We start from the raw sequence: 18642 nt of genomic DNA on the forward strand, positions 1-18642 counted from the left end.
AATCGGTCGAATGAAAAGGAATTTTAGCGGTAGCGACGGTCAATCCAATGCACGGTAGCGGAAATGGCGGAAGTGCACCTTGCCGTTGCCGGCGGCATAGATCGCCGGCTTGAGCGCCAGGAACTTGCCAGCGACGTTGTGGTGGTAGCCGGAGACCTCCATCTGCACCGGGTATTTGGTCCACTGCTTGCCATCGCGGCTGCTGTGGATGGTGACGACGTGGCGGTTGTTGGTGACGCGCAGCCACAGCCGGCCGCCTTGGGTGCTCGGCGCCAGCGTGGTCGGCCGCTCTTCGCCATAGCGGTGCATGATGAAACTCTCGCCGTTGCTGCCGACGCCGGCATACAGCCGGTCGCTGTAGAACAACAGCGCGCCGGCCTGCGCGCCCGGTTCGATCTCCATCTCGACCTCGAACTGGTAGGCCGGATCGGTCGCGGTGAGGGTCAGCGGCGAGCTGTCGCGCGGCTGGCTGCCTTTGCCCTGCAGCGTCATCGCGCCATCGCCGAACGAGAGCCGGGCGTACTCGTCGCGGGCCGGGTCGAAGAACGACCACTGCGGACCAAGCTTGCCGCTGCTGAATTCGTCCGACAGCGCCAGGCCGTGCGGCACGGCCTCGCCACTGGGCTTCTTCAAGGGCTTGCCGAGATCGCCGCCCTTGGCAACGAACCAACCGTCCTTGGTCCACTCGATCGGATCGAGCAGCGCCTGCCGGCCCAGCGTCCAATAGCCGTTCTCGTAGCCGTGGTACAGCATCCACCAGCGCCCATCGGTGCCCTCCACCAGCGTGGCGTGGCCACGCGACCACCACGGCTCGTCGCGACTGACGGTGCGCGTGATCGGGTTGTTCGGCGCGTTCTGCCACGGTCCGTGGATCGAACGCGAGCGCGCGGTGATCACCATGTGGCTGGTCGGCGGGCCGGCGGTGCCGCCGACCGCGGTGGTCATGTAGTACCAGCCGTTGTGATGGGTGATCTTGGGGCCTTCCTGCGAATAGCCCTCCACGTCCCAGCTTTCGGGGTACTTCCAGCCGTCGTAGACGTGCTTCGGTGTGCCGACCACTTTCAAGCCGTCATCGGACAGCTGCACATAGTCGCCACCGCTCAGGAACAGGTAGCGCTTGCCATCCTCGCCGACCGCGTGGCCGGGATCGATGTACTTGCCCAGGCCGATGTCGATCGGCTCGCTCCACGGCCCGTTGATGGTGTCGGCCCAGACCACGAAGTTGCTGCGCGCGCCGGTCTCGGCACGACGCGCCGGAAAGTAGATGTAGTAGCGGCCGTCATGCTTGATCAGGTCCGGTGCCCAGATCGCGCCGACGTTGGTCCGGATCGCATGCCCGATCGGCTGCCAGTTCACCAGATCGCGCGAGTGCCACAGCGGCAGGCCGGGATAGGCGTCGAACGAGGACAGCGTCAGGTAGTAATCGTCACCGTCCTTGAGTACCGACGGATCGGGATGGTCGCCGGCCAGCACCGGATTGAGGAAGGTGCCATCGCCGAGATCGGCGATGCGCTGGTGTTCGATGCCGCGCCGCCATTCGGTGGCATGCGCGCTGGTGCTGACGAGTGCGGCGAGCAGCAGCCACAGGATCGGGTTTCGCATGGTGCTTTCTCCAAGAATCCGGTTTGTTTCCTTGTAGGAGCGGGGGGGGGGGGGGGGGGGGGGGGGGGGGGGGGGGGGGGGGGGGGGGGGGGGGGGACGTANNTACCCCCCCCCCCCCCCCCCCTCCCCCCCCCCCCCCCCCCCCCCCCCCCCCCCCCCCCCCCCGCTCCTACAACGGCGGAACTGCCGCGCTTCAGCTACGCAGCACCGCCGGCAGCCACAGCGACAGCTGCGGGAAGAACGTCACCACCAGCAGCACCGCCAGCGCAGCCAGCCAGAACGGCCAGATCGTGCGCATGCTCTGGGCGATGGTGATCTTGCCGATCGCGGTGCCGATGAACAGCACCGAGCCCACCGGCGGCGTCACCAGGCCGAGGCCACCGGTCAGCACCAGCACCAGGCCGAAGTGGATCGGGTCGATGCCATAGGCCTTGGCGACCGGCAGGAAGATCGGCGTGCAGATCAGGATCATCGGCGCCAGATCCATGAACGTGCCCAGCAGCAGCAACAGCAGCACGATCATCAGCAGCACCATCATCTTGCTGTGCGCGAACGACTGCAGGAACTCCACTGCGGCCACCGGCACTTGCAGATACGCCAGCAGCCAACCGAACACCGCCGCGGTGGCGATCACGAACAGGATCACGCCGGTGGTGCGCGCCGCATGCGTGACCGTGGCGAAGAACTCCTTCCAGCGTAGTTGGCGATACAGCACCGTGGTGACCAGCAGCGCGTAGACCACCGCGATCGCCGCGCTCTCCACCGCGGTGAAGATGCCGGCGCGGATGCCGATGAAGATCAATGCGACCAGACCCAGACCCGGCAGCGCCGCGATCAGTCGCAGCAGCACCGCGCGCATCCCGGGGAACGGCTCCACGCCGTAGCCACGATGGCGCGCCACGATATAGCCGGTGATCATCATCGCCAGCGTCATCAACAGCGCCGGGATGATGCCGGCCGCGAACAGGTCGGCGATCGACAACCCGCCGCCGGCCGCGGCCGAGAACAGGATCAGGTTGTGCGAAGGCGGCACCAGCAGCGCCACCAGCGCGGCGGTGATGCTGACGTTGACCGCGAAATCACGGTCGTAACCGCGCTTGACCATCTGCGGGATCATCGTCCCACCGACCGCCGAGACATCGGCGATCGCCGAACCGGATACGCCGCCGAAGAACAGCGAGGACAATACGCTGACCTGACCCAGGCCACCACGCATGCGCCCGACCAGCGAGGCCGCCAGCGCGATCAGGCGCTCGGAAATACCGCCACGCATCATGATCTCGCCGGCGAAGATGAACAGCGGGATCGCGATCAACGAGGCCGAGCCGCTGCCGGCGGAAATCTGCTGCACCAGCACCACGCTGGGCAGATCGAGGTAAAGCAGCGTCGCCAGCGCCGCCGCGCCCAGCGCATAGGCAACCGGCACGCCGATCAACAGCAGCAGTGCGAACATCGCAAAGAGGATGGTGATGGCCATGTCAGCGGGTTCCCTCGATCGCGGTGGCCGGGCGCAACGCGAGCAGCAGGCGATAGGCGGCGAACACCACCATCAGCGCGCCGCCGATGCACAACGGCAGGTAGTTGATGCTCTGCGGCAGCGGTGCGCCGGCGATCTTGATGTCCAGCCCGTCTGCGAACAACCGCGCGGCCCAGTAGCTGATCACCGCGCCGAGCAGTGCGATCACCAGCGGCGAGATCACGTCGATCACGCGGCGCACGCCGCCATGCACGTGCTCTGCCAGCAGGAAGAAGCCGAAATGGCGATTGGTGTGCACACCGGCGGCGGCGCCCAGGCTCATCGCGGTGCTGAGCAACAGCAGCGTGACCGGTTCGGTCCAGCTCGGCGAATCATTGAGCACGTAACGGGTGAACACCTGCCAGCCCTGCACGATCACCAACCCGATCAGGGCGGTGGCGGCCAGCGTGATGGCGATGTCGGCCAAACGATCCAGCGCGCGTTGCGCTGCACTGGCCGCGACGGGGGTCTCGGTCTCGGTCATGGCTAAACTCAAGCGAGGTCGCGAATGCGACGGTAAAGAGGTGCGATCTCGGGTTTGCGGCTGTACTCGGCCAGCAGCGGCGCGACCGCCTTGTGGAAGGCCGGCATGTCGACCGCGTTGCTCTTGACCCCATAGTCGAGCACGGCCTTGCGCGCGGCGTCTTCGGAGGTGTCCCACAACTGGCGCATCACCGGCACCGACTGGCGCGCGGTTTCCACCACCAGTTCGCGATCGGCCGGCGACAGCGCCTGGAACGAGTCCCTCGACATCACCAGCACGTCCGGCGCGTAGGAATGCTCGCTCTGCGACCAGTAATGCGCGGCCTCGAAATGGCGGCTGGACTGGAAGCTGCGCATGTTGTTCTCGGCGCCATCGATCATGTGCGTCTCCATCGCCGAGAAAGTCTCGCCCAGCGACATCGGCGTCGGGTTGGCGCCGAGCATGCGCATCATCTGCAGGAAGATGTCCGAGTTGGCCACGCGCAGCTTCAGACCGTGCAGATCGCGCGGCTCCACGATCGGATGCTTGGTGTTGTAGAAGCAGCGCGCGCCGGAATCGTAGATCGCCAGGCCGACCAGGCCGCGTGCTTCGAAGCCGCGCAGCACGGTCTCGCCGACATCGCCATCCATCGCCCGGCGCATGTGCGCGACCGAGTCGAAGGTGTAGGGCAGGCACAGCGCCTGGGTCAGCGGGAACGCGTTGTTGAGCGCGCCCGAGTAGACGCGGGTGATGTCGATCGCGCCGAAGCGCGCCATGTCGATCGCCTCGGCCTCGCGCCCGAGCTGGCCGGCGTGGTACATGCGCAGTTTGAGCCGGCCACCGGTCTGGCGTTCCAGCGTCTGTCCGATCCAGCGCACCGCCTCGACAGTGGGGTAGTCGGATACGTGCACATCGGTGGCGGTCAGCAGCTGGCCGCCCGGCACCTGGGTGATGGCTTTGGCCGCGCCCAGCGGCGCGGCCAGTGCGACACCGAAGCCGGCGCCGATGAAACCTCTACGCGTGATCATTCGCGCCCTCCGCGCTGTGCTCACTGATTCTGGACAAGAAACCCCGACCTCGTAGCGCCGGGCTTGTGCTTGCATCGCTTCTCGGGGCTCGGCTGGAGCCTTCCGAAGAAAGCCTGGCGGAGCCCCGAAAAGGGGGTGCAAGCACAGGCCCCGCGCTACGCAGGCACTGCCCGGCACTGGATTTCGCCGTGGCCTTCGAACCGGATCGTCGCCAACTGGCCGACCTCGATGTCGTGGATGCCGGTGGCATTGCCGGTGGCGATCAGATCGCCACGCTTCAGCGGCCGGCCGCGCCGCGCCGAGCGGCCCAGCGCGAACGCGAACGCGGTGCGCAGCCCGCCCGGCAGCAGCGTGGCGCCACCGGTGCCGACCATCTCGCCGTCGATCAAGGTCTGCGCGCGCAGCGACTGCTCATCGCGCGCCTGCCAGTCACTGATTTCCGGCCCCAGGATCAGGCCGTTGTTGTTGCCGAAATCGGAAATCACCACGCGCGGGCCGAGCTGGTTGATCGTGGCCAGCGGGCTGCTGGCGATCTCCACGCCGATGAACAGCGTGGCCGGCACGGTCGCGGCTTCCTCCGGAGTCCAGTGCAGCTTGTCGGCCGGCGCATCGGCGTCCAGGCGCAGCACGTACTCGGCCTCGACCGCGCCGAAGCCGCCGACGAACACCGGGAACTCGACAATGCTACCGGTAGCATTCCAGAGCGCACGCGCGAAGATCGGGCCGAGCAGGCGCTCGTCACCGGAGTGATCGCGGCGCTCGGCAGCGATGTAGCCGACCTTCCAGCCGACCACCTGGTCGGGCCATTGCGCGATCGCCAGGTCCTGCACCTGGTAGGCGGTTTCCAGATCGGCCGGGATATCCCCGGGGAAATCGGGCAGGGACCGGCCTTCGCGTCGTGCCTGGACGAAGCGTTGCGCGATCCCGGACAGCGCGGGTGGAGGCGAGTCCTGTTTGCCGGCGTCGTGGTTCAAAGGGTTCCTCCTGGAGTCTGACGGTGTGCTGCACTGCCCATCGACAGTGGCGTTGGACGTTGTATATGGTAAACCGGTGTCATTGACAATGTGCAGTGCGGCAAAGCCGTCACTGCTCAGGCACGATTCCGTCTCCGGACCATCCAGAAGGACGCCTGCCAATGCCTCGTCCCATGCTTGTCTCGTTATTGCTCGCCGGGCTGCTGATCGCCAGCCCCACGCTCCCGCTGCAGGCCGCCGAACGCAGCGTGCCGGACAGCGAACCGGCGCCCGGCGCGGCCAACCGCATCGCGCTGTGGCCGACCGGCCAGGTGCCCGGCGAGTCCGGCCCAGACAGCGTGCCGAACGTGATCGAGCGCAGCGCCGATCCGGCGCTGCCTGACCGCTACATCGACAACGTCAGCGCGCCGTATCTGGTGGTGTATCGCCCGGCCCATCCCAACGGCACCGGCTTGCTGGTGATTCCCGGCGGTGGCTATGTGCGCGTGGTGCTGGACAAGGAAGGCAGCTCACTGGCGCCGGCGTTCGCCGATCAGGCCGGGGTGACCCTGTTCGTGCTGCGCTACCGGCTGCCGGCCGGACGCGATGATCGTCAGGCCGCGTTGGCCGATGCACAGCGCGCATTGCGCCTGATCCGCAGCGAGGCCAAGCGCTGGCAGCTGGACCCGCAGCGCATCGGCGTGATCGGTTTCTCCGCCGGCGGCCATGTCGCCGCGCGCCTGAGCACCGGCTTCGACCTGCCGGTGTATCCGCATCGCGATGCGATCGATGCGCAGAGCGCGCGCCCGGATTTCTCGCTGCTGATCTATCCGGTGATCGACATGGGCGCGCATGCGCATACCGGCTCGCGCGAACGGCTGCTGGGGCGCCATCCCGATCCGGCGCTGGAACGGCAGTTCTCGATGCAGGATCAGGTGACGGCTGCGACACCGCTGAGCTTCCTGGTGCACGCGCAGGACGACAAGGTGGTGTCGGTGGACAACAGCCTGCTCTATTACCAGGCACTGGTGCAGGCCGGTGTACCAGGCGAGATGCATCTGTTCCCGCAGGGTGGTCACGGCTTCGGCGTGCGCGGCACGGTGGGGTTGACCGCTGCCGCATGGCCGCGGCTGGCGCTGGATTGGATCAACAGCGTCGAAAAGGCATCGGCGAAATGAGCGATGACGCGACCAGTCGCGACGGAAGCCGCCGCGACTTCCTGCGCGGCACCGCGCTCAGCGGGCTCGCGCTCGGCCTCGGCGTGCTGCAATCCGGCGCCGCACATGCCGTGCCAGCAGCAGGCGCATCGGCCGCGCCGCTCGCCCGCGTGCGCAGTGGCCGCATCCGCGGCTACAGCGAGCGCGGCGTGCAGGTGTTCAAGGGCATTCCCTACGGTGCCGATACCGCCGCCTATCGCTTCCAGCCGCCGCGCCGGGAAATCCCCTGGCGCGGCGTGCGCGAGGCGCTTGCCTACGGCGCCGCCGCGCCACAGGGCAAGGCCGACGAAGGTTCCAGCGAGGACTGCCTGTTCCTCAACGTATGGACCCCGGGCCTGCGCGACGCACGCAAGCGGCCGATCCTGGTCTACATCCACGGGGGTGCCTACAACAACGGCTCCGGCAGCGATCCGCTCTACGACGGCATCAACCTGTGCCGACGCGGCGACGTAGTGGTAGTCACCGTCAACCATCGGCTCAACCTGTTCGGCTATCTGTACCTGGCGCAGCTGGGCGATGCCTCGTTCGCCGACTCGGGCAACGTCGGCCAGCTCGACCTGATCGCCGCGTTGCACTGGGTACGCGAACACGCCGACGAATTCGGCGGCGACGCCGGCAACGTCACCCTGTTCGGCCAGTCCGGCGGCGGCGCCAAGATCGCCACGCTGATGGCGATGCCGGCAGCGAAAGGCCTGTTCCACCACGCATGGACCATGAGCGGCCAACAGGTGACCGCGTGCGGCCCGCGTGCCGCTACACAGCGCGCGCAACTGGTGCTGGACGCGCTGAAGATCGCGCCGGGCGATATCGGCAAGCTGCGTAAGCTGGCGGTCGCGGAGCTGCTGAAAACCACGCAGATCCGTGATCCCTCGCGTGCGGAAAGCACCTCCCTCTATCTCGGCCCGGTACTCGATGCACGTGCGCTGCCAGCGCATCCGTTCTGGCCGACCGCACCGGAACCATCGCGCACGATCCCGATGGTGATCGGCAACACCCACGATGAAACCCGTGCCTTCCTGGGCAACGACGCGAGCAACTTCACGCTGGGCTGGGACGAACTGCCGGCCAAGCTGGAAGCACAGCAATACGTCGACCTGCTGCCGCACGTCGTGATCGCCGAGTACCGCAGGTTGTATCCGCACTACACGCCCTCGGATGTGTTCTTCGCCGCCACCACCGCCGGCCGCTCCTGGCGCGGCGCGATCGAGGAGCTGGAGGCTCGCGCACGCCAGGGCGCCCCGACCTGGGCGTATCAGTTGGACTGGTACGCACGCGACGGCGCCGACGCACGCTTGCGCGCCTTCCACACCCTCGATATCCCGCTGGTGTTCGACAACATCCGCCAGCCCGGCGCCCGCACCGGCGATGGTCCAGATGCACAACAGATGGCCGATGCGATGAGCGACGCGTTGCTTGCGTTCGCACGCGCTGGCGACCCGAATCATGCCGGCTTGCCAGCATGGAAGCCCTATTCGCTGGAGCACCGCGAAACGATGGTGTTCGACGATGCCAGCCACCTGGAGAACGATCCACGTGGCGGCGAACGCAGGCTGTATGCGCAGGTGCCGTTCGTACAGCGTGGGACGTTTTAGGGCACTTCGACCCGAATCGTTGTGGTCCCCGTTACCCGTAGGAGCGGCTTCAGCCGCGATGGGGTATTACCGGGAGAGCCTCATCGCGGCTGAAGCCGCTCCTACAAGTTCATGACGTCCGAAACGGCCTAGGTCGAATCGATAGTCGTCGTCAGGCAGCTTTGCTGTTGCTGTTGCTCCTGATTTTGCCTTTGACTTTGACTTTCCCGGGGCCCCTGCCGCAGCGGCGGATACGGCGGGAAAAACCCGTAGGGCGACGTGCATGGATGCACGTCGTTTTCTGCCGCGACAGGACGTCGCGTCAGAAAATCCCGTCGGCTCCGCGGACCCGCAGCGCAGCGAAGGGCGCGTAGGCGGGGTGTGCTTTCTTTGGGTTACCTTTCTTTGCACAAGCAAAGAAAGGTAACTCGCTCCGAAGGAGCGAAAGCCTTTGCAGTTGCGGTTGCCGTTGCTGTCGCCGCAACGTCAAACCCAACAAGCAACGTCCATGGATCCCCGCGTTCGCGGGGATGACGATAGATAGATTGCGCGGAAGTCACCGGATCCCCGTATTCGCGGGGATGACGGTAGAGAGATGGCGTGAAAGTCGCTGGGTCCCCGCCTACGCGGGGACGACGGTAGAAGGACAGCGGGGATGGCGGCGAAGAAGCGTGGTCCGCCCCCTCACCACCCAGCATCCAACAGAACCCCTTCAACCCTCAGCCCGCACCTGCGCCACCCAGGCATCCACCTCCCGCTCCAACAGCGGCAACGGCACCGTCCCCGTCAACAACACCCGGTTATGAAACTGCCGCGGATCAAACCGATCCCCCAGCGCAGCCCGCGCCTTGTCACGCAACCGGATGATCTCCAACTGCCCGATCTTGTACGACGTCGCCTGCCCCGGAAACACCACATAGCGATCCACTTCCGAACGTTCGATGCCGTAGTCGATCGCCTGCTGGCGCGTCCACTTCATCGCATGCAGGCCGGTGTCGACCACCAACCGGCGCGCGCGGAACAGCTCGGCGTCGAGCTGCCCGAGCAGGCCGGTCGGATCGCCCTCATACCAGCCGTTCTCGGCCGCCAGACGCTCGGCATACAACGCCCAGCCCTCGCTGAAAGCGGAGATGCCGCCGAACGCGCGGGTCTGGCGGAACTTGGGCACGTCCTTGTTCTCCACCGACAACGCGATCTGGAAGTGATGGCCCGGCACGGTCTCGTGGTAGACCAGCGTGCGCAGGCCGAAGCGGGTCAGACGCTCCGGCCGCAGCGGCATCTGGAACACGCCGGGACGCGAGCCGTCCAGCGGCGGCGCGGTGTAGCTGGCGGCCGCACTCTTCCAGCGGAATTCCGGGTACGGGCGCGCGATCACCTCGCTCTTGGGCACGATGTCGAACAGTGCGGCCGAACGCTTCTGCGCATCGGCGATCATGCCGTCGATGTCGGCCATGATCGCCTTGCGACCCGCATCGTCGTTCGCATACGCCTGGTCCTTCTCCAACTGGGCGATGCGCTCCTGCACGCTGCCCTGGTCGCGGCCGATCGATTTGAGGATGCGGTCCATCTCGCCTTCGATGCGCGCCACCTCGTGCAGGCCGATCTCGTGGATCTGCTGCGGGCTCAAATCGGTCGAGGTGTAGCGACGCAGCTGGTAGCGGTAATACGCATCGCCGTCCGGCAGGTGCCACGCGCCGGCGTCATCGTTGGCTTTGCCGCGCTGCATTTCCAGCGTCACGATCGCCTGCTGCCAGGCCGGATACACCTGCGCGGCAACGATGCGCGTGGCCTGCGCGACGAGTGCCTTGCGCTGCGCGGCATCCATGCCCTGCGCCGATTGCAGCTTGGTATCGAGCGTGGTCACCAGCGGATTCTGTGCCGGCGCCGACGCTATGAACTGGCGCATCTGGCCGATGGTTTCATCGAGGATGAAGCGCGGCGGCAGGATGCCCTTGGCGGCGCTGTCCCTGGCGCGCTGCACCGCCTCGCCCATGCGCGTCTGGAACTGCCCCAGCCGCGCGATGTAGTTGGCCGCATCCTGTGCATTGGCGAGCGGATGCACCACCGTCATCAGGTTGGGCAACTGCACGTTGGCACCATTCATCTGCTGCAGCGGGAAATCGTGGTCGATGTACTTCTCGCCATCGACGATCGCCTGCAACTGCCATTGCATCAGCTCGGCCGATACGCGCTCGGTATCGCTCATCGCATGGCGATCGAAGCTGGCCAGCCTCGCCAGGCCCTGCCGCGCCAGGGCTGCGCTCTGGTGATCGAACGCGGCGGTCATCGGAGTGAGCTGGCGGTCCAGCCGTGCCTGTTCGGCACCGTCGAAATAGCGGCTCCCGGTCGAGGCCGAAGGCTGGCGGCGCATCCACGCGTCGCTGAACTCGGCGAAGAATGCGCTGATCGATTGCGCTGGCGCGGTGGTGGCACCTGGCACGGCGGCGACGGTCGCTGCATGCGCACCGCCGGTCAACAGCGCGGTGGACAGAGCAAGGCTGAGGGCAAGCGGTCGGAGCGGAAGGTGCATGGGATCTCCTCGAAGAAGGGGCTGCGTCGATATTAGAGGCGCGTCATCCCGCAAGAAACCCGTGATCCCGCATCGTAGAGCAGCGCTCAGCGCTGCCACGGCGGCGATTCGCCCAGATGCCGGATCAGGAAATCGACGAAGCTGCGCACGCGTGGCGGCTGCAGGCGCCGCGCCGGCATCACGGCACTGATCTGGGTCGTCGGCGGCGGGTAGTCGGGCAGCAGCGCGACCATGCGTCCGGCGCGCAGATCCTCGACGATGTGCCACAGCGAGTGCACGGCGATGCCCTGGCCGGCCAGCACCGCATCGCGCAGCAGTTCGCCGAAGTTGCTCTCGAAGCGGCTCTCCATCCGCACCTTGACCGTGCTGCCGTCCGGCGTGGTCAGCGTCCACACGTCCTGGCGACCGTCGCGCCCCATCAGCAGCACGCCGGCATGCCCGGCCAGGTCGGCCGGCGTCAGCGGCGTGCCGTGGCGGCGCAGGTAATCCGGCGAGGCGCACAGCACCCGATGGTTGTCGGTGATGCGGCGCGCGACCAGCCCGGAGTCGTCCAGTGCGCCGATCCGGATCGCCAGATCGAAGCCCTCCTTGACCAGATCGACCAGGTCGTCGCTCAGGTGCGCGCTGATCCGCACGCCCGGATGCAGCGCCTGGAACTCCGGCAGCAGCGACGAGATGTATTGCCGGCCGAACGAGGCCGACATCGTCACCCGCAAGGTACCCGACACGCCCTGGGCGCCCTCGCGCAGGCCGTCGCTCAGCGCCTCCAGCTCCTGCACCAGCACGCGCCCGCGCTCGGCCAGGGCTTCGCCCTCCTGGGTCGGGTGCAGGCGGCGCGTGGTCCGGTGCAGCAGGCGCACGCCCAGCTCGCGCTCCAGCCGCTTCAGGCGCTGGCTGGCCACCGCCACCGACAGGTCCAGGCTGCGCGCGGCGGCGCTGATCGAGCCCAGGTCGAGCACCCGCAGGAACAGGTTGAGGTCGCCGATCCGGTCCATTATCAATTTTTCATTGAAATTCTTTCGCGATATTGGGCGTTTTTCATCCAATTCGGAAGGCGCAGGCTGCTCGGCCTCCCCGAACCGGATGTGCCCCATGTCCTCCACGCCCCTCGGCCGGCGCCGCATGCCGTTGGCCGTCTACGCCCTCACCGCCGGCGCCTTCGGCATCGGCACCACCGAATTCGTGATCATGGGCCTGCTGATGCAGGTCGCCGCCGACCTGCACGTCTCCATCGCCAGCGCCGGCCTGCTGATCTCCGGCTACGCGCTGGGTGTGTTCGTCGGTGCGCCGCTGCTGACCGCGGCGACCGGGCGGATGCCGCGCAAGACTGTGCTGGTGGCGCTGATGGTGATCTTCACCCTCGGCAACCTGGCCTGCGCGCTGGCGCCGAGCTACACGTTGCTGATGATCGCGCGGGTGATCACCTCGCTGGCGCACGGCACCTTCTTCGGCGTCGGCGCGGTGGTGGCGACCTCGCTGGTCGATGAGGACCGCAAGGCTTCGGCGATCTCGATCATGTTCACCGGCCTGACCGTGGCGACCCTGCTCGGCGTGCCGGCCGGCGCGTGGCTGGGCCTGCATTACGGCTGGCGTGCGACGTTCTGGGCGGTGACCGTCGTGGGCATCATCGCCACCGTGGTGATCGCCACCCTGGTGCCGCACGACCGTGCCGCACACGCACCGCCGTCGTTGCGACGGGAAGTAGCGGCGGTGATCCGTCCGCAGGTGCTGCTGGGGTTGCTGATGACCGTGCTCGGCTTCGGCGGCATGTTCACCGTCTACACCTACATCCAGCCGCTGCTGACCGAGATCACCGGCTTCACCGATGCGGCGGTATCGCCGATCCTGCTGGTATTCGGCGTGGGCATGATTGTCGGCAATCTGTACGGTGGACGCTTCGCCGATCGTCGCCTGCGGCCAGCGCTGCTCGGCACTTTGTTGGCGCTGACGCTGGTGATGGGCTTGATGAGCTTCGCACTGCACAGCCGCTGGGCGATGGTGCTGTTCAGTGGACTGCTCGGCGCGGCGGCATTCGCCACGGTCTCGCCGCTGCAGCTGTGGGTGCTGCAGAAGGCGGAAGGCGCACAGAGCCTGGCGTCGAGCCTGAACATCGGTGCCTTCAACCTGGGCAACGCCTTGGGCGCATGGCTGGGCGGTGTGGTGATCGCACACGGCGCCGGCTTGACCGTGCTGCCCTGGGTTGGCGCGCTGATCCCGGCATCGGCATTGCTGGTGGCGTGGTGGGCGATCCGGCTGGAGCGTGGCGAGGGTGCCGCCACCGCCCATACCCTCGCCGCGAGCCCGGCCGAATGCGCACGGGAGGTCAGCTGATGTCCCCGCGTCTTCGCGCGTTACTGACGATGCTGTGCCTGCTGCCGTGTGCCGCCACGGCACAGCCGGCTTCGACACAACCACACTGGGTCACAAGCTGGTACTCCAGCCCGCAGCCGCGCTGGGACGGGGATTTCCCGCTGCCGACCAAACTGCCGTATCACCTCTGGAACCAGACCGTTCGCCAGACCATGCCGGTCAGCGTCGGCGGCGCGCGCATCCGCGTGGTGCTGTCGAACGAATACGGTGGCGCGCCGCTGCTGATCGGCGCGGCGCATGTCGCGCGGGCCGCGCAAGGCCCGGCGATCGCGGCGGAGAGCGATCACGCACTGACGTTCTCCGGCCAGCCGACGGTGTCGGTCCCACCGGGCGCAGCGGTGATCAGCGACGCCATCGCGCTGCCGCTCGGCAATGGCGAGCGGATCGCGGTCAGCCTGTACCTGCCGCAGCCGACGCCGCCGGCCACCTTCCACTGGGAAGGCCTGCAGGAGGCCTGGTTCGCCGACGGCAATGTCGCCGGTGCCGCCTCGATCACCCCAACCGACACGGCGCAGGTACGGTTGTTCGTGACCGCGATCCAGGTCGAGACCGCCGCGCCACGCCTGGTCGTCACGCTCGGTGACTCGATCACCGACGGCAACGGCTCCACGCCCGGCACCGATCATCGCTGGCCCGATTACCTGGCCGGTACACTCGCCGGGCGCGGCATCGCCGTCGCCAACGCCGGCATCTCCGGCGCGCGCGTGCTGAGCAGCCTGATGGGCGAAAACGCACTGGCGCGCTTCGACCGCGACGTGCTGATGCAACCCGGCGTGGAAAGCGTCGTGCTGATGATGGGCATCAACGACATCGGCTGGCCGCACACGCCGCTCGCGCCGGACGCGGCCCCGGTCGACGTACAGGCGCTGATCGCCGGCTACCGGCAGTTGATCGCGCGCGCCCACACCCACGGCGTGCGCATCGTCGGCGCCACCCTGACCCCGTTCGAAGGCGCGCTGTCCGACGCCCCGATCACCGGCTACTACACGCCGGACAAGGAACGCGCCCGGCAGGCGGTCAACCGCTGGATCCGCGACAGCGGCGAGTTCGATGCGGTGGCGGATTTCGACGCATTGCTGCGCGACCCGACGCGTCCCACACGCATGCAGCCGCGGTACGACTCCGGCGATCACCTGCACCCGGGCGATGCGGGCTACGCCGCCATGGCCCGCAGCGTTGCCGACACCCTGGCCGGCCTCGACCGCCACTGACGGGCATCGGCCGCTTTCGGCCACTCACCGCCCCGGCCGACGCGGGGCGATCGGGCACGTGAAGTTATCGTCGACACGCCCCTACAATGCGCGCATCCGGCGGCTCGACCGCCGGACTTGCCGCCCGACCCCTGCCGGGTGGAATTGCCGTCGATTGAGGGAACACCATGAAGTTGATCTGCCGCTGTGCCCTGCCGGCATTGCTCCTGCTGCTGTCGGCCTGCAAGCCGCAGGCCGCGGCGACGCCGGTCGCACAGCCGCCCGAAGTGCCCGCGCGCCCGTTGGTCAGCGCCCCGCACGACCCGATTCACGAAGCCCGCATGCACGAAGCCGAACAGGCCCTGCAACGGCTCGCCGCCCGCCTGCAGAACGACCGCGTCTACCCCGACGCCTGCAGCGCGTTCGTGCTGGAAGGCGACGACGATAACGACGACAGCGGCGGCTTCGACATCGCCGTACGCGAACGCCACGGCGACGGCTGCCCCGGCGACCCGCAGACCAGTCCGGTCCGCGACCGCTTCCGCGTCGAACACAACGGCGCGATCCGCTGGTACGACCCGATCGAAGGCGACTACGTGGATTACACCGAACGCGCGCAACGCCTCAGCCAGCTTGGGAACGGTTGAGGCCTCTCGCGGCAAAGATCGAGGAAAAGCTAAATTTTTCCGCCTCCATGCCGTTACACCGGCGAGAGCCGAGCTGGGCTTATGGAGGAGAACTGCTATGGAAGTCGGAGGTCTGTCGACAGTGCTTTCCGCTTGGCAAACCCGGATCACGGCTGCCGGGCAGGCATCGCGAGAATCCGCACAACCCGTAGTCGCGCAAACAGCCCCCGCCACCGAAGCCTCGGCGATCTACCACCCGAGTTCCGAAGATCCGCAAGACAACGGTACTTTCGATCTCTATCAGAGAATCGGCCGGCCCAGTTCCAGCGTTGCTACGCGCGCCTTGTCCTCCATTTCCCAAGATAGCGGAACCGCGTTTACCGCCTTGCAGTCGGCCTACAGCGAGTTCCAGAAGTCTCTTGCGACCACCGCACCTGACATCGCTGGCAAGAATTTCGGCTTCAGCGTGGGTCAGAACGGGCAACTGGTAGCCACCGACACCGGGGCGTTGAACAGGGAACAGATTCAACGTCTGGAAAGCGCCTTGAATGCCTCGTCGCAGTTGGTCGGAGCGGCCAACAGCTTCGCGAAACTCAACATGGAGTTCGTCGCTGCCAGTCCCGCGTATGAATATGGAAAATTCCAGCTGGACCTGAGCAACTATGCCAAGACGATCGATCTAGGCAAGGCGCTTGGCGTCGACGCGAGTTCGGGCCAGCAGCGTTTCGATGGACAGTGGGACGCGCAGCTATGGCAGAAAGGCGAAAAGAGCTTTGATGGCTGGCTGAAATGGGATGGCAGCAACTGGGTGCGCACTCCTGAGTATCAGCCGCAGTCGGTGGTGGCGTATCGGTGAAGGAGCGGTCGAGCCGCCCCTTCACCACAACCACTAGGTACGTGTGCTGCTCAACAGCGTTTGCCTGCACAGATGACCGAAAGTGACGTACGGGGAGTTGGAACCTCCCACGCCGACATCAAGGGCTTCTGCGAGCTTCAAATGCCACTGCCCATAGTTGTATTGGGTACGCCAGACATTGCGATAGCCCAGGTCGTAGTCGACGAACTCCGTCACCCAATCTCCCGAGCAGGTCCCCAGATTGACCGTGCCGGATGCACTGTTGGAGTTTCCGGTGGAGAGACTATAGGGGACGTACGTGTTCGTTCCCGGGACCATCTGTTTGATCAGGTAAAGAATCGGCGTCACGCCCACCAGCGGCGCCCCCGTGGAGTCGGTCCACGCGCTTGACCAGTTGAGCTCCCGATAGGCCTGGGTCGTCATGAATCCATAAGCGGTATCGGCCGAGTAGGGGATGCGCAGAACATTCCACTCGCCACTGACTTGCGAGCTACTCAATGACGGTCGGGATCCAAACGTCAGCTGATACCAGGCGTTGGCACTCCATGCCGTATTGGGATTGGGTCTTACCCTGACGTACAACACCTGATTGGGTTGCAGGTTGTTCACGTCGCTGTAGTTCGCCGCATTGAGCGCGACCCACTGCGAGCCGTTGTAAAGCTCCAGAATCCAGCGGGTTGCGGCAACGCCATCCAGGCCCAAGAAGCTGATGCGTACGCTCTGACCACGGATCGCGGTGAACCGGTAGTAGTCAACATCCGAAGCGCTGTCGGAATTGCCTCTGATGACATTGAGTCGGTCAGGCAGTGCGTATGCCTGCTCCACCGTATCGTTGATCTCGTAGTCATCCGCCGGGCCGTCAACAAGCGCAACGAAGGTGATGGCCGAGCCATCGCTGGCATTGGCTTCCATGTACCAGTAGTAGTCACCGGCCTCGGTCAGTACCTGGAACACCTCATTGGCATTGCCAGGATTGTCCGAGGCGCCAACAACGTCGATGTTGTTGGCGCCGTCGTCCTTGAACAGATACAGCGCGAAGTCGGTGGCGGCACTTTGCCCGATCAGGCCCACGGTGGTCTTGGATTTGACCGGCACCTTGAAGTGGTAGCAGTACGCGCCTCCGGCCGTGGCGCCGCTGAGCGTGTAGTAGGTATTGGTGCCCAGCGTCTGGCAAAGCGGTACGAAGTTGGCCGCAGTCATGTTGGCGAGCTGGGCCTTCTGAGTGGGGACATCCAGCAACTGGTGATCACCGGGAACCAGCGGCTTGTATTCCAGCGTCCCGAAGCTGAGCAAAGGCGCGCGCTGGAGTTGCCTTTCACTGGGTACCGACTGGATCTGTTGACGCTGCTTGCCCAACCACGTGGGTTGCTGCAGTTCGCGTTGTATCTGTGGCCCCTCCAGCTTGGTGACCTTCGCGCCTTTATTGCCGGCGCTCAGATCGGGAGGGCCAGATGCTGTCGCAACCGTGGTTGCCGACAGGGAAATGGCGAAAAGAAAAACGCTGAGGCGTCCCTTGATACGCATGTGATGCTCCTTGTCCTTGGCGTGAAGCCAGTTTTTGCGTCGGGCTTTCCCATCCGGCGGGAATGGCAAGACGACAGTCGGTTGCTTGCCTGTATGGGCCAAACCGGAGGCCCGAATAGATTGCAGATGGAAAACCAGATACGCGCGGAAGTTACAGGCAGCTTCCGCGCGAAAGAATGCTGGTCGTGGCTCTGATGATCCGGGCCACGTTCCCGTTTGGCTCATTCCAACTGAGCCAGGAGCATAGCCTCAATCTCTCATTCCGGAGAGTAATGTGCGCATCGCAATAACACTGGACGATTCAACATCAGACTCACCCACATGCCTCATCACGTGAAGAGGCGTGACGATGGCGCTACCTGTGCAGCCTGCACGGCCAGCGATCAAAGTGTGCAATCCGGCCCATGGCGGAACAACGAGTTCAGTCGCCGTCGATGGCTTCCACCCGCAACAACAGCGGCGTGGACTGAGCGCTGGTAGTGCCCTCGGACAACGTTCCGGTCAAACGCACCGTCTCATGCATTTCACCCGACAGATGCGCGGACTGGGCGGGGTCGAGTACCAGTTGCAGCTCGCGCACCTCGGCGTGGGCGGCTTGCTGTGTGTTGACCGGCGCGGCCACGCACAGCGATGAGGGTAACTTCAAGTAGAACGCGGATGCGGTCGGGTCACCGGACTTCGTATCGGCGACGCCGGCTGCGTCAGGCAAGCTCTTGCGCTCCAGCGTCCCGGACAGCGTGACCTTGAGCGGACCGTACGGCAGGCAGGAGCGCGCCATCGCCGGGGCTGAAGCAATCACTGCCACGGAGGCAACAAGTAACAGCAACGGGACTTTCATCGACAAGACGCGGATTGGCTGGGATCGAACAAGCATAGACCTCCGGCACATCGGATACATGACAGCCTCCAGAGCGGACCACAGCACCGGACAGCTCCCGCGCCGTACAAGCCATAGCCCTCCAAGAGAAGTCAGCGACCACGACCGCTGTTGCTGTTGCTGTTGCTGTTGCTGTTGCCGTTGCCGTTGCCGTTGCCGTTGCTCGTGATTTTGCCTTTGCGGTTGCCTTGGATTTTGAATTTCCCGGGGCCCCCATCCGCAGCGGCGGAGACAGCGGGAAAAACCCGAAGGGCGACGCACATGGATGTGCGTCGTTTTCTGCCGCGACAGGAGGTCGCGTCAGAAAATCCCGCTGGCG

15 protein-coding genes and 1 pseudogene are annotated in these 18642 nt (G+C 65.9%); 6 read left to right on the forward strand and 10 right to left on the reverse strand.

Going from position 1 to position 18642, the window contains the following annotated elements; all coding sequences use genetic code 11:
• Window positions 1–39: 39 nt before the first annotated feature.
• From AC3WJE_RS12665 to AC3WJE_RS12685, 5 genes are all read right to left on the reverse strand, one after another.
• Window positions 40–1602, reverse strand: a complete 1563-nt coding sequence (locus AC3WJE_RS12665; RefSeq protein WP_493731164.1) for a family 43 glycosylhydrolase — start codon at window positions 1600–1602, stop codon at window positions 40–42.
• A gap of 193 nt (window positions 1603–1795) precedes the next feature.
• Window positions 1796–3079, reverse strand: coding sequence for a TRAP transporter large permease (locus tag AC3WJE_RS12670; protein WP_493731165.1), 1284 nt, complete (start codon window positions 3077–3079; stop codon window positions 1796–1798).
• Between the two features lies 1 nt (window position 3080).
• Window positions 3081–3602 (reverse strand): TRAP transporter small permease, encoded by a 522-nt coding sequence (locus AC3WJE_RS12675; RefSeq protein WP_493731166.1) that lies wholly within the window; start codon window positions 3600–3602, stop codon window positions 3081–3083.
• An 8-nt stretch (window positions 3603–3610) separates the two neighbouring features.
• Complete coding sequence (locus AC3WJE_RS12680; protein ID WP_493731167.1) at window positions 3611–4609, reverse strand: TRAP transporter substrate-binding protein; 999 nt, start codon at window positions 4607–4609, stop codon at window positions 3611–3613.
• Between the two features lie 155 nt (window positions 4610–4764).
• Window positions 4765–5583 (reverse strand): 2-keto-4-pentenoate hydratase, encoded by an 819-nt coding sequence (locus AC3WJE_RS12685; protein WP_493731168.1) that lies wholly within the window; start codon window positions 5581–5583, stop codon window positions 4765–4767.
• Between the two features lie 161 nt (window positions 5584–5744).
• Between AC3WJE_RS12685 and AC3WJE_RS12690 the strand changes: the two genes are divergently transcribed.
• Together AC3WJE_RS12690 and AC3WJE_RS12695 are read left to right on the forward strand one after the other, a co-directional pair.
• Window positions 5745–6740, forward strand: a complete 996-nt coding sequence (locus tag AC3WJE_RS12690) for an alpha/beta hydrolase (RefSeq protein WP_493731169.1) — start codon at window positions 5745–5747, stop codon at window positions 6738–6740.
• The gene (locus AC3WJE_RS12695; protein WP_493731170.1) at window positions 6737–8371 is read left to right on the forward strand and encodes a carboxylesterase/lipase family protein; all 1635 of its coding nucleotides are present in this window, start codon (window positions 6737–6739) and stop codon (window positions 8369–8371) included. Before AC3WJE_RS12690 ends, AC3WJE_RS12695 begins: the two co-directional genes overlap by 4 nt.
• 691 nt (window positions 8372–9062) lie before the next feature.
• On the opposite strand, the gene AC3WJE_RS12700 is transcribed toward AC3WJE_RS12695, so the two are convergent.
• The gene (locus AC3WJE_RS12700) at window positions 9063–10880 is read right to left on the reverse strand and encodes a DUF885 domain-containing protein (RefSeq protein ID WP_493731171.1); all 1818 of its coding nucleotides are present in this window, start codon (window positions 10878–10880) and stop codon (window positions 9063–9065) included.
• Window positions 10881–10966: 86 nt separating this feature from the next.
• Window positions 10967–11875, reverse strand: a complete 909-nt coding sequence (locus AC3WJE_RS12705) for a LysR family transcriptional regulator (RefSeq protein WP_493731172.1) — start codon at window positions 11873–11875, stop codon at window positions 10967–10969.
• Between the two features lie 127 nt (window positions 11876–12002).
• Here AC3WJE_RS12705 and AC3WJE_RS12710 point away from each other — a divergent pair, with 127 nt between their 5' ends.
• The 4 genes from AC3WJE_RS12710 to AC3WJE_RS12725 all read left to right on the forward strand — a co-directional run bounded on the left by AC3WJE_RS12710 (window position 12003) and on the right by AC3WJE_RS12725 (window position 15922).
• On the forward strand, window positions 12003–13211 hold the full coding sequence (locus AC3WJE_RS12710) for an MFS transporter (protein WP_493731178.1): 1209 nt from the start codon (window positions 12003–12005) through the stop codon (window positions 13209–13211).
• Entirely contained in the window at window positions 13211–14461 is a 1251-nt protein-coding gene (locus AC3WJE_RS12715) for an SGNH/GDSL hydrolase family protein (protein ID WP_493731173.1), read from the forward strand. Before AC3WJE_RS12710 ends, AC3WJE_RS12715 begins: the two co-directional genes overlap by 1 nt.
• Window positions 14462–14628: 167 nt before the next feature.
• On the forward strand, window positions 14629–15087 hold the full coding sequence (locus AC3WJE_RS12720; protein ID WP_493731174.1) for a hypothetical protein: 459 nt from the start codon (window positions 14629–14631) through the stop codon (window positions 15085–15087).
• A gap of 97 nt (window positions 15088–15184) precedes the next feature.
• Window positions 15185–15922, forward strand: a complete 738-nt coding sequence (locus tag AC3WJE_RS12725; protein ID WP_493731175.1) for a hypothetical protein — start codon at window positions 15185–15187, stop codon at window positions 15920–15922.
• Between the two features lie 33 nt (window positions 15923–15955).
• Here the strand turns inward: AC3WJE_RS12725 and AC3WJE_RS12730 are convergent, their stop codons facing one another.
• The 3 genes and pseudogenes from AC3WJE_RS12730 to AC3WJE_RS12740 all read right to left on the reverse strand — a co-directional run.
• Window positions 15956–17446: a hypothetical protein gene (locus AC3WJE_RS12730; RefSeq protein ID WP_493731176.1), complete on the reverse strand. Its 1491-nt coding sequence runs from the start codon at window positions 17444–17446 to the stop codon at window positions 15956–15958.
• A gap of 421 nt (window positions 17447–17867) precedes the next feature.
• The gene (locus AC3WJE_RS12735; RefSeq protein ID WP_493731177.1) at window positions 17868–18224 is read right to left on the reverse strand and encodes a DUF4431 domain-containing protein; all 357 of its coding nucleotides are present in this window, start codon (window positions 18222–18224) and stop codon (window positions 17868–17870) included.
• Window positions 18225–18415: 191 nt separating this feature from the next.
• Window positions 18416–18642 (reverse strand): annotated as a pseudogene (locus AC3WJE_RS12740) (hypothetical protein); the annotation flags it as partial.

The sequence above is a fragment of the Pseudomonas sp. GW821-FHT07E12 genome (assembly GCF_058986605.1).